Below are 14,433 nucleotides of genomic sequence, written 5' to 3' on the forward strand. Positions count from 1 at the left end.
GATTCTGCCAAGATTCACCATTGAAGTATTAACTTTATAAGATTTAGATTTATGCTATTCAACTATAATGAACATCGGATTTTTGCGTTCTCTGATACTCATGGGATGCACAAGTGGCTTCATATCCCAGAAGAAGCCGACATCCTGCTTTGTGCAGGCGATGTAGTGTCTGGATTTGGTAAGGATGGCATGGAGGACTTCTTTTCCTGGTTGTTAAGCCATCCCGCCAAACTTTATATTTTTGTCTCAGGTAATCATGAACTGTTCTTGGAAGACAGCTTAGAGCAGACAATTTCGCTCTTACCTAAAAAAGTAGTTTTCCTTCATGATTCCACCTTTGAGTTTGATGGGATATGTTTTGGGAATATATCCATGCGAAGCTTGCAAAGTAAGGAGCAAAATGTCCAATCTGCTACCAAAATGGACTTCCTGATTACCCATATTCCACCGGAAGGCATACTTGACGAGGATAGGGGAAGCCTTCCGCTATTGTTAGAGGTTTATCGCTCTCAACCTCGTTTCCATGTCTTTGGTCATGCTCATTCTTGTGGAAATCAAAGCAAGGGAGGTGCTTTTACGGAGTTTTACAATGTCTCACAGTTTAATGAACTTAGAAATAAGAAATGAGAAGTCATAACTAGACCAAGCTCATTTCTTATTAAACCACTTTACTATCAGTAAATATAGATCTTCTCCTAAGTTCTCGTCATACGATTGATACCATCTATAGTTTTTCCCATCAAGGTCGGTTATGATTTTTTTAATCTTGTTTTTTTCTTTTTCCAGCAACGGATGTTTTGAAGATGTTCTTGTAAGGATAAGAAAGCCATCCCAACCAGTAAAAGGGAGATTGAACATTTCAATCAATTCTGTGATGTATTCCACTCTCTTATTTTTTTCAAAAGCAAAGCTGACATATTCCTTTTCCATCTGGCAGGATTTATGGTACAACCATTTAAAGTTCTTGCTATTTAAGCCTTGGCAGTTGTTTTTAGTAAGTCTTCTGATTAAGTAGTGGGTCTTACATATTTGTTTATATTGTACAAATAAGGAGTAAACCTTGTTAAATGTATATAATTTCAGAAGTGCAATGTTTCGACAGTGTCTCTTCCTGATAATTTTATAAAGTTCTTGTTCTGACATTCTTTCGGGAACGCATTTCTTTGGCAAGAGAACTTTAATAACCAGCTTGTATATATTCATCACTAGCTTACTGAACTTAGTATTTTTAACGATGCCAAGACTATGAAATGGCTCAAGCACACCCTGTTGGTTATTTCTTATAATTGTTTCCATAATACTTGCGGCAATGCTTGAAGTGTCAGGACTTTCACAACCTCTAAAGATGACTTTGTACTTGCCTAAATTCTCCAAAGAATCCTTTTTATACCCTTCAGGCATGATAACATTCATGCCCAAAGGGTCTATGGAGGAATTCACAATCTGTACAATCATATAAGAATGCTCAGATGTTCCTGTCTGATGGCAAATACGGTCATAAGTCATTTTCATGAAAGGGGTAAAGTTGTCCCCCATTCCATAAACTTCCCATAAGATTTCTTCAATATCTTCGAAAGATATACTTCTTAAATATTCAGCTATAGTCATTTTATAATTTTAAGAATATCCCACAATCAGCAAATATATGTCCTCTCCTAAGCATTTGTCAGTGGCATGATACCATATGTCAGGTTTGATTCCTTTCTCCTTGAGAATGTTTGATATGGCATCATTTTCTTCCGCAGAAAGCATAGATTCTGGAGAAGTTTTGATTTCAACCAGATACTTGTCCCATTTCTTGAACTTATCCGCATAATGCTCAAATAAGTCTATGAGATATACTATTCTCTGGCTTTTGCATGTGGCAAATGAACGGAACTCCCTTCCTTTGTCATGGCCTTTTATTTGGAAAAGCCATTTAAAATCGGTGTATGAAAGTCCATCAACGTTGTTCTTATATAATCTTCTGATAAGATAGTCTATCTCATTGTATATTTCCAGTTGCTTGATTCTATTCTTGACACGGAAATTACGTTTTCTCTTTGCCCCATTGCAACGCCTTTCTCTTTTTTCTATAATATTTCGATCTTCAGAAAATACAGTTAGATTATATTCGTCTTGCCATTCTTCATCGAAATACCTAGTTTGTTTGCCTGGCAACTGATGTTTTGCATATCTTTTATAAATCAAACATGCTTTTTTTATATAAAGTGAGTCGTAGTCTAATTGAAAACTTTCTCCATCAAGACTATACCGCCACCCTGGTAAATCATAAACAAGTTTAGCCGCAATTTCTTTTTGGGAGAAAAGACCAGGATTTCCATCATACCTAATTTCCTTTGAGGCGCATTCAGCTAAAGGCACCAATTCGAAGTCCCATGTATTCATGCCAATATAGCCAGGAATAATGTCCCTATGGTCTATGAACTGAATCCAAAGATAAGGATTCTTACTTGGTTTTCCTTCAATTCTACAGATACAGTCATATTTCATTTTGCATTCTTCCAGTTGGTGATCATCCGTCCAAAAATATGAATCCATTTTTTTTCGCCACTCTTCTATCATTTTTCTTGTGGGTGGTAGGATGTCATCAAAAGAGAATTGCTTTAAGTATTCTTGTACTGTCATTTTCGATTTTTTAAATCATTATACATCATCATCTATCGGATGACCCTTTTTGAATTTCTGAATGAGAATCGTAAACTGTAAGTCAATAACATCAGAGTTTACCTCTGCTGTACCAAAGACGAGTTCTCCCTTTCCTGCCAACTTCTGAAACTCGCTCTTAATCTCTTCTTTCTCTTTCAAGGAAAGAGGATGAAGAGATGATGCCTTACATAATACAACCAGCTTCTGAGGATTGGCAAACTCATTCTCTGAATCCAGCTCGATGTACTTTATCAGTTTCTTCAGGTAATCCACTCTGCTGCTTTCTCCATAAGTGTGAGTCTCCATGTTGGTTAGCAACATAGAGAAACCATCATAGATGAAGTCCATGTCATGAAAAGTGATGTCCTTTCCACCCATGAACTTATCTCGGAGACCTTCATATTTTTCTCTATAGTCTAGATAGTCAATTCTCTTCTGCATACGATAGTCACGCTTCTTTCTGATATTGGATGCTTTGGCGATTCTCTTGTTGCAATAGTCCCAGTCTTCCATGCTCATGGATATACTATCATGAGAAAAGAGCTTCATGGTTTCGAGAACCTCTCTCTTTTTATGTCCGGGCAAATAATAGAGATAGTACTTTTGTTCTAACTTTCTTGCCATAGTACCATAACAGGTGTGCATCTTGTGCTCGATTCTGTCCTCAAAGGTATCTTGGGTAGTCTGTGGCGTATAGCCATAGAAAGTACAACTCCAAAGAATCTTGGCTATGACTTCTTCTTTAGTAAGTCTACAGGCATCGTCAACAATAACTTCCTTGGCGACATTGCTTTCCCAAAGATCACCTTCACAATTGTATACATTAATATATGGCTCTTCGTCCTCATATCCTTCAACAGGTTTAACCCACTCTACACGTATTTGGGGGTTCTTAATCTCGGATTCATCCGCTGGAGTAAGATGGCAAAGGATGTCGTATGCCTCACGATATTGTCTGATGCCCAAATATCCTTCCTTTTTTAAGGCAGGAATCAATGCGTCAAAATCCGTACTAAGTAAAAGTTCTTTCAGTTTCATACACTTAACATTTAAAATTTATTGCAAAGGTAGTGCAAGGGTGTGCCAAAAAATGGCACAGCTTAAAAATATCTTTGAAGGCTATGATATTTTTATAAAATTTTTATAAGGTGTGTTGAAATATCCTCAAGACATGAGCCACCACAAAGATATACGCACATCAGAGAGCGTAGAATCTCACTATGTTGATAATCAAACAATGTACAAGGTGGAATCTATGGTTTGAGCTAAAAAAGCATCAAATTGCTCCATAATTGAAAAAAATCCCCAAAAGGAGTGTGTTTCTTAGATTTTATTTGTATTTTTGCCATGTCATTCAGAGTTTTATTTGTTTTTTAAATGCAACACTAAGATAAGTGAAATTTCTGACATGGCATAATCCTGAGCAACTTATTGTTGCTCAGGTGCTTATAAAAAATATTAAATTATGGTATTGCGCAAATAAGGTCATTGACATCTATAATAAGGCGTTTCTCATATTTCTGAACGAGTATAGTGAAATGGATGTCAGCCACCTCAGTTTTTATCTCTGATAAACCAAAGATGAGCTTTCCTTTTCCTGCTAACTTGTGGAACTCATTCCTGATTTCTTCATTTTCATCGGAGGAGAGTGGGTGTTGTGAAGGCACCTTGCATAATACAACAAGCTTCTGCGGATTGAAAAACTCATAGTCTGAATCCATCTCGATGTACTTTATCAGTTTCTTCAGATAATCCACTCTGCTGCTTTCTCCATAAGTATGAGTCTCCATGTTGGTTAGTAACATAGAGAAACCATCATAGATGAAGTCCATGTCATGAAAAGTGATGTCCTTTCCACCCATGAACTTATCCCGGAGACCTTCATATTTTTCTCTATAGTCTAGATAGTCAATTCTCTTCTGCATACGATAGTCACGCTTCTTTCTGATATTGGATGCTTTGGCGATTCTCTTCTTGCAATAGTTCCAGTCCTCCATGCTCATGGCTATACTATCAAGAGATGCGAGTCTCATTCTTTTGAGAACCTCTCTCTTTTTATGTCCGGGCAAATAATAGAGATAGAACTTTTGTTTTAACTTTCTCGCCATAGTTCCATAACAGGTGTGCATCTTGTGCTCGATTCTGTCCTCAAAGGTATCTTGGGTAGTCTGTGGCGTATAGCCATAGGAAGTACAACTCAAAAGAATCTTGGCTATGACTTCTTCCTTAGTAAGTTTACAGTCATCGGCAACTACAACTTCCTTGGCTACATTGTGCTCCCAAAGATCACCTTCACAATTGTATACATTAATATATGGCTCTTCATCCTCATAGCCTTCAACAGGTTTAACCCACTCTACACGTATTTGGGGGTCATTAATCTCGGATTCATCCGCAGGAGTAAGATGGCAAAGGATGTCGTATGCCTCACGATATTGTCTGATGCCCAAATATCCTTCCTTTTTCAAGGCTGGTATCAACATATCAAAATCCGTACTAAGTAAAAGTTCTTTCAGTTTCATACACTTAACATTTAAAATTTATTGCAAAGGTAGTGCAAGGGTGTGCCAAAAAATGGCAGAGCTTAAAAATATCTTTGAAGGCTATGATATTTTTATAAAATTTTTATAAGGTGTGTTGAAATATCCTCAAGACATGAGCCACCACAAAGATATACGCACATCAGAGAGCGTAGAATCTCACTATATTGATAACCAAACAATGTGCATCTCGATTCCAAGGTGGAATCTATGGTTTAAGCTAAAAAAGCATCAAATTGCTCCATAATTGAAAAAAATCCCCAAAAGGAGTGTGTTTCATAGATTTTATTTGTATTTTTGCCGTGTCATTCAGAGTTTTATTTGTTTTTAAATGCAACACTAAGACAAGTGAGATTTCTGACATGGCAAAAACCTAATCAACTTTTTGTTGCTCAGGTTCTTATAAATAATATTGAATTATAGTGTTGCGGAATTTAGGTTATTATGACAACATCAGACAAACAATTTGATTCGCAGTTTGATAAAGTTGAGAATCTTGTACACTATCCTTGGATAGGTTGCAACTATGCTTCGGCACCAAAACGTGTGCTTATCATGGGAGACTCGCACTATACGGTGAATGATGAAGGCAAATTCTGCCCAGAGGAATATGATAGATGTGTTACAGACAAGGAATATACAAGAGGAATCATTAATTGTGCAATAGTTAATTGTGCAATAGAAAAAGGTAGCTGGAAATTCCATACAAACCTTCAGAAAACATTCTTGGATGAAAGCGACATGGATGTCGAGGGTTTTTGGAACAAAATAGCTTCTTATAACTTCATACAGGAGCCTATGAAAGGCACACATGAGGTGCCCTCCTTAGCTGATTACGAGACGGCATGGAAGTGCTTAGCTGATGTCGTGCAGATTATCAAGCCAGATGTTTGCATATTCGTTGGATTAAGAAACGCAAAGGGTATAAATGTTCTCGATGAAACGGACGTGAAATATTCTATCCAAACATTGGACGAAAGAATCAGTTACAGTTCTCCTATACGAGGTGAATTGCAATTTGCTGATGGCTATCAGCTTCCATTCTATATGATTCATCATACATCAATGGGGTATAGCCCTCAGCTTTGGTACGACTTCTTGAACAAAGAGATTCCAGAGGTTGTCAGCTTTTTGGATAAGTAAAAAATAACGTGAGTGACGTATGACGACAGAGGAAAAACATTTGGGTGAATATCGATTGCCGACTGAATGGCTGTTATTGCTACAACATCTCCAATTCAGAAAATCTTGTTGATGGATAATTATCACGCTGGCTGCTCGATGCATATTCCACAGTCCACACGTTGTCGCAAGACACGTCGCTTAAAGACCGTAAAATCTTGAAAAAGCGAAAAAGAAACCGAGGGTGTGTCATAAGTCCATGACGCACCCTTTTTCGCAAAAACTCCTACTTGCAAGTTTTTGTCTTGTTCTTTTAGAATTTTTTCTGCTTTATTTACAACAAAGCCCAAATTTTCACAAGCTCGGGCTTTGTCTTTCTGCAAAAAAGTAGTATCTTTGCAGAAAACTTTATAGAATATGGCAAAGATACAAATAAAATCCGAAACTAGGAAAGATTTGAGCTTTTTTCCTTCATCTTTTGACAATTATATCCCAAAAGATGATAAAGTACGTATGTTAGATTCCATAGTTCGCAGTATGGACAGTAAACCATTGTTAAGTACTTACGAAGGTACAGGTGAATTAACCGATTCCGTACAAATCACCTTCTGAAATGCATCGATTTCTATTTTGACAAGGTCGTGAATATCCTTGTAAAAAAGGGTGTTATAACCTTAGAGGAGCAGTACGTTGATGGTACCAAGATAGAGTCAAAGGCTAACAAATATACCTTTGTTTGGAAGAAGACAGTGCAGAAAAACCGTGAGAAACTTCTAGAAAAGGCAGCAATAGCTCTCAAGCAACTCAAAAAAAAATAAAGTATCTCTCAGGAAAAGAATATGATGAAGACACGGAGAGTTTGCTGGAAAAATCGTGCGACATAGACTCCACGGTAAGGAGTTACGAGCAACAGCTGCTGTCTATCCCGGAGGCGAACCTCTCAAAAAGAGAACGCAGCAAACTTGGCACTCAGATTAAACACTTATATAATTATAGTAATAAAATGCGCGAATACGAGTCTTCATTGGAGATTCTTGGCAACAGAAACAGTTTTTCCAAGACAGACAATGATGCCACATTCATGCGCCTCAAAGAGGATGCCATGAACAATGGACAGACTAAGCCTGCCTACAACTTGCAGATAGCCACCGAAAATCAGTATATCACGAACTTTGACTTATATTCAAATCCAACAGATACACTTACTTTCAAGCCTTTCATGCAGAAGTTCAAATGGAGACACGGTAGGCAGCCAAAAACCGTCACTGCAGATTCTGGCTATGGATCCTTAGAGAATTATGAGTTCATAGAAGAAGAGGACATGGTTGGTTACGTTAAGTACAACTGGTTTCATAAGGAGCAACACAGACCATTCAAGGAAGATGCTTTTAATCAGGCAAATCTCTATTATAATAAGGAGGAAAACTACCTGGTTTTCCTATGGGGCAACATATGGAAGAATGTGGGCAGCGACAGACTACGAGTGACTCCGGATATGTTTCCGTCATAACGCTTTACAGGGCCAAACGGTGTGATGGTTGTCCATTGGCTAGTAGGTGCAAGACTTCCAAGGGGGATAGGGTTGTCGGAGTTAATCACCGTCTTAATGCTTACAAGAAGGAAGCTTTTGAATTGTTGACATCTGAGCTAGGCTTGGAACACCGGAGCAAAAGACCGGTAGAGCCAGAGGCGGCTTTTGGACAAATGAAGTTTGATATGGGCTATAAACGATTCCGACATTTTGGCAAAGAGAAGGTTTATATGGACTTCGGTATTTATGCCATGTCTACCAACTAAAAAAAATGTTAGGAATAAAGCGACATGAATTGTAAAACTCAAAACAGCTGATGAAGCTGTAAGGGATAACTATGCCCAATTGGGAACTAAAGTGAGAAATCTATATCTAAGGAGACCAGAAAGTAAATATTATAAACATTCCGTTTCTAGTAGCTGTTAAATCGAGATAAGGTTTACGGAAAATTATAGATAGAAAAAGGGTGCGTCATGGACTTATGACACACCCTCTTTTTACATTCTTCCAATGTATTCGATAGAGGGTAAGCATCATGAAGCCGGTGATAGCCCAAGAAAACGGGTATACCCACATCAGAAGCTTGAAATCGTTGAAGTGGGGTAACACTGCAAACACCCAAGCCATACGGAGTACGCAGGTACCGAAGATGGTGACAAGGGTAGGGGCTATAGATTTACCCATGCCACGCATCGCTGACGCTGCCACCTCATAACTTGCAGCGATAAACTGGATAACAAGAACATTATGCATTCGTATCTTTCCATATTCCAACACATGAGGGTCACCCGTGAAAAGCCCCAGGAAGAATTCATCTTGCCAGGCGAAGCACCAGTTACATAAAGCGCAAGTTAATGCCCCCAGAGCCATGCAAATCCAAAAAATGCGGTTCACTCGGTCGAGCTTGCCGGCACCATAGTTCTGACCGATGAATGTAATTGCGGCTCCATTGAAGGCAGCGATGAAGAAATAGCTGTAGAATTCGAAGTTGAGTGCAGCTGCTGAACCGGCTATCGCTCCATAGCCATAACCATTGATAGCAGACTGTACCACCACGTTTGAGAAAGAGAATACCATTCCCTGCAATCCTGCGGGTACACCTATCTGCAGCATTCGTCTCAGTTCCTTCCATTTTACACGCATTCTCTTGATGTTCAGTCGAAATGGTCCTTTCTCATGAATTAGGAGGTAGATGATGAGAGCTGCACTCACTGCATTGGCAATAGAGGTAGCGATGGCCACACCAGCCACACTCATATGAAAGACGATGACGAAGATAAGGTTGAGTATGGTATTCACGATGCCCGCCACCATCAGGATATAAAGTGGTCGGCGCGTATCGCCCATGCTTCGGAGTATTGCAGAACCAAAATCGAAGATCATGAAGAAAGGGATACCTAGGAAAAAGATGCGGAGATAAGTCACCGCCAAATCGAGAACATCGGCTGGGGTATTCATCAAAGTAAGAATCGGTCGAGCCACGCTAATGCCCAATACCATAAGAAAGAGCCCACTTACCAGTGCAGTGATTCCTACTGTTCCAATGGCATCCCGGATACTCCGCTTGTCATTTTGTCCAATGTGGTTGGAAATAATGACGTTGGCGCCCATCGAAACTCCCATAAAGAGATTAATGAGCAAACTGATGACTGGTGTGTTGCTTCCCACTGCCGCCAAAGCTTGGCTGCTGGCAAAGCGTCCCACTACAGCAACATCCACCGAATTAAACAATTGTTGCAAGATGCTGCTTGCTGCCAGAGGGAGGGTGAACACTATTATCTTCATGAGCAATGGTCCATGAAGCATATCAATCTGATTCCTTGATTTTGTATTATCCATATCCATTCAATCTTTTTCCTTTTTGAGTCCTTTTCGCTTTATCTAAAGAGTTTTTCTCTTTCATCCTGTTTTGAGGTGCAAAGTTACTGCTTTTTGTTGAGATTGAGGAATCATAACCCAGAAATCTATTAAAATTCGGTAAAATAGCTAAGGATTTGAACTACCCACAAGCTAAAGACTTGTGGGATTCCGACTTCATCAAGGAATGCTTGCAAGCAAGTCTTACGCCCTCTCCATCGGTGTAATCGACAGTTCCTGCCGATATATTTCTTAAACCTTCATCAAGTATATTCTTCGCTGCATTCAGGTCACGATCTATTAACTCACCGCAATTTGGGCAAGTATAGTAGCGGTCTGACAAAGACAGATCCTCCTTGACATGGCCACAATAATGGCATGTCTTCGAGGATGGATAGATGGATTGACTGTTACCCCAAGAGCCATTTAGCCGCTACACTTTTCTGTGGAGGAGTAGATGAACCTCGCAGCATTGAGGGCAACAGCAAGCTTGAAGAAGCTTATGAAATGGGAAAGAAGGTGTAGTATTATATCAAGAGTCCGGTCAAGGCAACCCGTGAAAGGTTACTTTGGACCGGACTTTCCTTTTAATGCCCTTACAGTATATTTCGCATTATTACCTGAAAAACAGAGGTTATGCGGAGGTGTTCTAGTTAAATTATCCTAAACTGTTTATTAATTGGATTTTTCTTTCTTTTCTCTTTCTTTTATTATAATTTTCTTTCTCTATTTCTTTCTTCCTGTTATCAATATATAGGGGCCGTTAACGAACCTTAAATCGATTTGGCGGCTCCAGGATTTCTACTTATATTTGCAGCCGATAAAAAATTGAGTATATGAAAAAGGAAATGAATAAACCGGCGGAGAACATGCTCAGATTGTATGACTCGGTCATCTATCCAGGAAAGTGTGAGCACATGAGAAAAATGGATAGAAAGAGATTGCGTTCTGTATGGGCGTATGATATCACCTATCTATATCCTGTGATACAGGAAGGCATCGATTGGATGAAATTCGGGCTCTTTGACTCCAAGAAGCTCGACAGGAAGGTTCCCTTCTACAATCATCAGCAGGAGATATTCCTGCAGATGGCAGAGAAATGTGCCTGGATAGAGCAGGTGATTGAATATCCAGAGGAGATTATATATGATGAGGAATTCACTTTGACGTTCACTCCTGATTATATGATTATCCTGGAGGATGGATGTATCGTAATGGTGATGCTCATGCCCTACCATCTGTTTTCCACTCAGGCTGTACAGAAGAAATGGTATGCTTTGATGGAACACTGCAGACTCCATGGATATGGATGTGTACTTTACGATATCAAAAGAGGAATCAGCCTTCATTGGTTACTTCATCTATGGGAACAGAAGGACATGACCCTTTTTGAGAAAGAGATAATGGAGACGCTAAGAGCCCGGAAAAGTCATTGGCTTGACAGCTTGAACATGCAGAAGATCATGAAGAAGCACCAGGCCAACCTTTGTGACATACAGGCACTCGTTTTCAAGCACAAGCTGCTGTTCATTCCTGAAAGCAAAAGTCGGAAGGTAGCATTGCTGAAGCTCCATGAAGAAAATATGTTTGATTCACAACTAATCATCGATGCACATGAAAAGAATTATCACTCATCCAGAAGAAACAATATACGAGCTAGTAGCAAACTCTGATTGTTTAGAGTTTTGGAAGTCTATGGGATTTGAATACAATAGGGCAGGAGACCGGGATGATGAATATTATCTAAGAAAGACATGTTCTTACGGTCTTAAGCAGGAAATAGGAGGACTGGCCATCATTCAGAGCAAAGGGCAAGAAGGAATCGCCAACAGATGGGGATGCATTCTATTGCCCTGTCAGTTTGAGAGGGTTGAGATACTGACCAGTAATGATTCTCATGGGATACAGAAACTGCATTTTGTGGGATACAAGGAAGACTGTATGGAAATGTACGAGTATGAAGGGGAAACTCCCATCAAGACATTGACATTGCATAAGTTGATAGCCTGATAGTCCTTATCTATGGGGTATTGTTCCTCCACTTGAGGAAATCTCACCCATTTTTAAGGGAGATTGGCTATGCCTTCACCCTCAGAGCTTTTATCGTGCAAAGGTAAGGCTGCTACAGCAGATGCCAAGTATCGCCTAAAGGCTAGAAAGCTAAAATCTTTTTCGGAAGCCTTCCACAATTCCCATGGAATTGGGTATTCCCAAAAGATTTCTACTATCTTACTTGGCGTTCTGCTGGATAAGCATCCTTCAAAGGAGGCACGAAAAAGGCTATGGTGTGAAGGGTATGCCGGAATGTCATAAAAAAAAGTTCGGTTTCCTGTGGAAAACAAGTCTTTAAAAAGGCTGGTGCTCAGGAAATCCAGAATTTTCTTCGAAGCAGGGGGCGAAAGCAGGGCATGATTATTGATGCTTTGCGTCTGAAGCTGTGGGGAAAATCAAATGGAAAAATATACAGCAAAATTGTGCAATATGCATATATGCAGTATAAATATCCGGAAAGTGTTAAAATAGAAGTTTCATTGTGCAGAGGGGATAGATGCAGAAGAAATCTATTATCTTTGCACGCTTAGAAGAGTAGAAAAAGAATGAAAGCAAAGGAAATTGAATGGAAAGAAATAAGTGTTTTGCCGCTCAGTGCCAATGTATTTCCACCAGGCAAGCCCTATAAGGCACAGATGATGCTTGGTAAGGCGTTTCCCATCAGCAAGGCTCAAGCCATGGAGTTTGTCAGGATGGGATGCAGCATGGCTGAAATGAATTCCGAGGATGTGTGTATCATAGAAAGGCTTCTTGGGAAATATCACATGACTGGTGAATACAGATATGTGGGTGACAAGAGGCATGTAAAGCTCATCAACCAGATGGATCTTGACAAGGCTTTGAAGCTGGAATACGACTTTTAGCCAGAAACGGGAAGGCCTCTTGAATCCATTCAGAATACAAGAGGCCGAACCAAAGGAATTTTCCTAAATGAAATGTGGAAGTTTCATGCTGCAAAGATACGAATAATTTCTTGAAATGGCAAAAAAAAGTTTGCGAAATTCTGGTTTTCGAATGAATATTAATAACATTTACAAAATATTGATTGACATGAAGAATCTTATGATGGGGGTGATGATGTTTCTCACCTGTACAACAACAAGCATGGCGCAAGGTTTCAAGGAGCCAGAGTATATCGGACAGGTATCACTCGTGCAGTCTGCCAACAGCCAAGTGATCCTGGAGAAGGAAGAGGCAGAAATGAAGACCAAGACCTCTGGTTTTGGCTACATTCCTATTCCCGGCAGCAGTTTACTCGACAAAGGAAAGACGTTCCTTAGAGTAAAAGGTGAATCCTCACCCAACAAGGTTGCCAAGGGAAAGGTGCAGTTCGTTGTGAGGGTAAAGGACCACAATGAGGATCCTAAGACTACCATTGGAGTATTCCAGTTCGAAGCAAAGAAGAAAGAGCGCAGATTCATGCTGGCTGAAGTGGGGGTTCTTTCAGGCTTGAAGGCAACAACATCCTTCAACACAGTAGCATATGAAGTGGAGAAGTTTGGCGAGAGTTCGTTCCTAGTGACAATTTCAGATGCAGCACCAGGAGAATATGGAGTGACGACCACCAACTTCGGACACATTTCAACCTTCTCTGTCAAATAACAATTAAACTATCAAGATTATGGGAGCAATATTCTTATTTTTGTTTTTCATGTGGCTATTCAAAGGTTTTGGAAAAGCCATGAAACATAGTGAAGATTCATTTCGTCCAGACAAATAGCAGTTTTAAAGTTCAACACATTTTTATATACTCAAAGCCCAGAGGTCTTCGCGAGAAGACTGATGGGCATTTTTATAGAATGAACCTTCTATTTCTCCTTGGGTGACAAAATCCCTGCAGGCAAATTAAACTTTCAGTACGCCCACCAGGAAGTTAAGCCCAGGAGCAGTACCGAAAGAACATGGTATGTCACATCTGCCCAAATAGTTCAAGCTTAAAAACTACTTCCATAAACCGCCATCCCTGTAGGTATGCTTGATCTCGTAGTAGAGGGCAAGAGCAAACAGAATGATGACTATTGCAAAGATGCATATGGGAATAGCAATAGAAACGTTGTTCATATCCTTAGAACACATAGTCGGATGATATATGCTTGTCCTTAACAAAAGAGCTGAGATTTCTATAACCCTTATAGAAAATACTGAAGTTCTTGACTTTCTTCTGGTTACGCTGCTTCAAAGTAAGTGCGATAGTCTCACCCACTACAGTATTTGGGAAAAACACATAAACCTCATCATAGTCATCACTGTCCACTACCATATGCATGAAGTTCTTGACGTGTGACATGATGATGCAGGTACCTTGATAGGGCAAACGTAGTTCTGCAGATCCCTGTAATGAACAATAAGCCAGATAGTCCATAAAGTCATAGAACAGGCAACAAACCTGGGTATCCTTTACCTTAGGGTTCAGGACTGTGGTTATGCCACAGGCTCTCAATGTTACTGGATTTTTGGTATAATCCGGATGGAAGAACTCAACGCCTCCCATATCATTTTGAATCCCGAAGCCCTGATACAGTTTTCCCAGACTTCCAAATTCTACACTCTGAAGAATGGAAGGTACCTTTTTCAATCCGTTACTTTTAAGATATTCCTTATCACCCTTTGTTAAGTTATAGACACATATATCGCCTTCCAGGTGAGCAAAGGATAAACGTTTTCCTTTTATCATGATAGTTG

General features: G+C 39.6%; 17 protein-coding genes and 2 pseudogenes. 9 read left to right on the forward strand and 10 right to left on the reverse strand.

Annotated features, from left to right (window positions below):
* Window positions 1–51 precede the first annotated feature (51 nt).
* Complete coding sequence (locus CFT61_RS06275) at window positions 52–627, forward strand: metallophosphoesterase family protein (RefSeq protein ID WP_089543611.1); 576 nt, start codon at window positions 52–54, stop codon at window positions 625–627.
* Between the two features lie 21 nt (window positions 628–648).
* Here CFT61_RS06275 and CFT61_RS06280 read toward each other — a convergent pair whose 3' ends face one another.
* The 6 genes and pseudogenes from CFT61_RS06280 to CFT61_RS06305 all read right to left on the reverse strand — a co-directional run.
* Window positions 649–1,608 carry a hypothetical protein gene (locus tag CFT61_RS06280; protein ID WP_089543612.1) on the reverse strand — a complete coding sequence of 320 codons (960 nt, stop codon included), beginning with the start codon at window positions 1,606–1,608 and terminating at the stop codon, window positions 649–651.
* A 9-nt stretch (window positions 1,609–1,617) separates the two neighbouring features.
* Window positions 1,618–2,628, reverse strand: a complete 1,011-nt coding sequence (locus CFT61_RS06285; protein WP_089543613.1) for a hypothetical protein — start codon at window positions 2,626–2,628, stop codon at window positions 1,618–1,620.
* An 18-nt stretch (window positions 2,629–2,646) separates the two neighbouring features.
* Entirely contained in the window at window positions 2,647–3,687 is a 1,041-nt protein-coding gene (locus CFT61_RS06290; protein WP_089543614.1) for a hypothetical protein, read from the reverse strand.
* Window positions 3,688–3,782: 95 nt separating this feature from the next.
* Window positions 3,783–3,998 (reverse strand): annotated as a pseudogene (locus tag CFT61_RS06295) (hypothetical protein); the annotation flags it as partial.
* 114 nt (window positions 3,999–4,112) lie between these two features.
* The gene (locus CFT61_RS06300) at window positions 4,113–5,171 is read right to left on the reverse strand and encodes a hypothetical protein (protein WP_089543615.1); all 1,059 of its coding nucleotides are present in this window, start codon (window positions 5,169–5,171) and stop codon (window positions 4,113–4,115) included.
* 95 nt (window positions 5,172–5,266) lie between these two features.
* Window positions 5,267–5,469, reverse strand: a pseudogene (locus CFT61_RS06305) (hypothetical protein); the annotation flags it as partial.
* Window positions 5,470–5,633: 164 nt separating this feature from the next.
* Between CFT61_RS06305 and CFT61_RS06310 the strand changes: the two are divergent.
* The gene (locus CFT61_RS06310) at window positions 5,634–6,332 is read left to right on the forward strand and encodes a hypothetical protein (RefSeq protein WP_089543616.1); all 699 of its coding nucleotides are present in this window, start codon (window positions 5,634–5,636) and stop codon (window positions 6,330–6,332) included.
* A 122-nt stretch (window positions 6,333–6,454) separates the two neighbouring features.
* On the opposite strand, the gene CFT61_RS06315 is transcribed toward CFT61_RS06310, so the two are convergent.
* Window positions 6,455–6,796, reverse strand: coding sequence for a hypothetical protein (locus CFT61_RS06315; RefSeq protein ID WP_089543617.1), 342 nt, complete (start codon window positions 6,794–6,796; stop codon window positions 6,455–6,457).
* A 518-nt stretch (window positions 6,797–7,314) separates the two neighbouring features.
* Between CFT61_RS06315 and CFT61_RS06320 the strand changes: the two genes are divergently transcribed.
* Window positions 7,315–7,821, forward strand: coding sequence for a transposase (locus CFT61_RS06320; RefSeq protein WP_089543618.1), 507 nt, complete (start codon window positions 7,315–7,317; stop codon window positions 7,819–7,821).
* A complete protein-coding gene (locus CFT61_RS06325) occupies window positions 7,764–8,108 on the forward strand; it encodes a transposase (protein ID WP_176425521.1) in 345 nt (114 codons plus the stop codon). Before CFT61_RS06320 ends, CFT61_RS06325 begins: the two co-directional genes overlap by 58 nt.
* A 205-nt stretch (window positions 8,109–8,313) precedes the next feature.
* On the opposite strand, the gene CFT61_RS06330 is transcribed toward CFT61_RS06325, so the two are convergent.
* Both CFT61_RS06330 and CFT61_RS17100 read right to left on the reverse strand, forming a co-directional pair.
* Window positions 8,314–9,681 carry an MATE family efflux transporter gene (locus CFT61_RS06330; RefSeq protein ID WP_089543619.1) on the reverse strand — a complete coding sequence of 456 codons (1,368 nt, stop codon included), beginning with the start codon at window positions 9,679–9,681 and terminating at the stop codon, window positions 8,314–8,316.
* A 160-nt stretch (window positions 9,682–9,841) separates the two neighbouring features.
* Window positions 9,842–10,099 (reverse strand): zinc ribbon domain-containing protein, encoded by a 258-nt coding sequence (locus CFT61_RS17100; RefSeq protein WP_217899085.1) that lies wholly within the window; start codon window positions 10,097–10,099, stop codon window positions 9,842–9,844.
* Between CFT61_RS17100 and CFT61_RS06340 the strand changes: the two genes are divergently transcribed.
* The 5 genes from CFT61_RS06340 (at window position 10,090) to CFT61_RS06365 (ending at window position 13,353) form a co-directional block, all read left to right on the forward strand.
* Complete coding sequence (locus tag CFT61_RS06340; protein ID WP_254918888.1) at window positions 10,090–10,224, forward strand: hypothetical protein; 135 nt, start codon at window positions 10,090–10,092, stop codon at window positions 10,222–10,224. The two genes, CFT61_RS17100 and CFT61_RS06340, sit on opposite strands and share 10 nt — an antisense overlap.
* A 311-nt stretch (window positions 10,225–10,535) precedes the next feature.
* Window positions 10,536–11,372: a hypothetical protein gene (locus tag CFT61_RS06345; RefSeq protein WP_089543620.1), complete on the forward strand. Its 837-nt coding sequence runs from the start codon at window positions 10,536–10,538 to the stop codon at window positions 11,370–11,372.
* Between the two features lie 22 nt (window positions 11,373–11,394).
* Entirely contained in the window at window positions 11,395–11,709 is a 315-nt protein-coding gene (locus CFT61_RS06350; protein ID WP_089543621.1) for a hypothetical protein, read from the forward strand.
* Window positions 11,710–12,296: 587 nt separating this feature from the next.
* Window positions 12,297–12,614, forward strand: a complete 318-nt coding sequence (locus tag CFT61_RS06360; RefSeq protein ID WP_089543623.1) for a hypothetical protein — start codon at window positions 12,297–12,299, stop codon at window positions 12,612–12,614.
* 187 nt (window positions 12,615–12,801) lie between these two features.
* Window positions 12,802–13,353: a hypothetical protein gene (locus CFT61_RS06365; protein ID WP_089543624.1), complete on the forward strand. Its 552-nt coding sequence runs from the start codon at window positions 12,802–12,804 to the stop codon at window positions 13,351–13,353.
* A gap of 463 nt (window positions 13,354–13,816) precedes the next feature.
* Here CFT61_RS06365 and CFT61_RS06370 read toward each other — a convergent pair whose 3' ends face one another.
* Window positions 13,817–14,425 carry a hypothetical protein gene (locus CFT61_RS06370; protein WP_089543625.1) on the reverse strand — a complete coding sequence of 203 codons (609 nt, stop codon included), beginning with the start codon at window positions 14,423–14,425 and terminating at the stop codon, window positions 13,817–13,819.
* Window positions 14,426–14,433 lie beyond the last annotated feature (8 nt).

It is taken from the genome of Segatella copri (assembly GCF_002224675.1).
Classification (GTDB): domain Bacteria; phylum Bacteroidota; class Bacteroidia; order Bacteroidales; family Bacteroidaceae; genus Prevotella; species Prevotella copri_U.

Bases quoted from the DNA above. Each gene is read 5' to 3' on its own strand.
- CFT61_RS06360 (WP_089543623.1), top strand. From the start codon at position 12,297: ATGAAAGCAAAGGAAATTGAATGGAAAGAAATAAGTGTTTTGCCGCTC.
- CFT61_RS06345 (WP_089543620.1), top strand. From the start codon at position 10,536: ATGAAAAAGGAAATGAATAAACCGGCGGAGAACATGCTCAGATTGTAT.
- CFT61_RS06340 (WP_254918888.1), top strand. From the start codon at position 10,090: ATGGATAGATGGATTGACTGTTACCCCAAGAGCCATTTAGCCGCTACA.
- CFT61_RS06365 (WP_089543624.1), top strand. From the start codon at position 12,802: ATGAAGAATCTTATGATGGGGGTGATGATGTTTCTCACCTGTACAACA.
- CFT61_RS06370 (WP_089543625.1), bottom strand. From the start codon at position 14,425: ATGATAAAAGGAAAACGTTTATCCTTTGCTCACCTGGAAGGCGATATA.
- CFT61_RS06285 (WP_089543613.1), bottom strand. From the start codon at position 2,628: ATGACAGTACAAGAATACTTAAAGCAATTCTCTTTTGATGACATCCTA.
- CFT61_RS06350 (WP_089543621.1), top strand. From the start codon at position 11,395: ATGGGATTTGAATACAATAGGGCAGGAGACCGGGATGATGAATATTAT.
- CFT61_RS06300 (WP_089543615.1), bottom strand. From the start codon at position 5,171: ATGAAACTGAAAGAACTTTTACTTAGTACGGATTTTGATATGTTGATA.
- CFT61_RS06275 (WP_089543611.1), top strand. From the start codon at position 52: ATGCTATTCAACTATAATGAACATCGGATTTTTGCGTTCTCTGATACT.
- CFT61_RS06330 (WP_089543619.1), bottom strand. From the start codon at position 9,681: ATGGATAATACAAAATCAAGGAATCAGATTGATATGCTTCATGGACCA.
- CFT61_RS06320 (WP_089543618.1), top strand. From the start codon at position 7,315: ATGCGCGAATACGAGTCTTCATTGGAGATTCTTGGCAACAGAAACAGT.
- CFT61_RS06280 (WP_089543612.1), bottom strand. From the start codon at position 1,608: ATGACTATAGCTGAATATTTAAGAAGTATATCTTTCGAAGATATTGAA.
- CFT61_RS06290 (WP_089543614.1), bottom strand. From the start codon at position 3,687: ATGAAACTGAAAGAACTTTTACTTAGTACGGATTTTGACGCATTGATT.
- CFT61_RS06310 (WP_089543616.1), top strand. From the start codon at position 5,634: ATGACAACATCAGACAAACAATTTGATTCGCAGTTTGATAAAGTTGAG.
- CFT61_RS06325 (WP_176425521.1), top strand. From the start codon at position 7,764: ATGGAAGAATGTGGGCAGCGACAGACTACGAGTGACTCCGGATATGTT.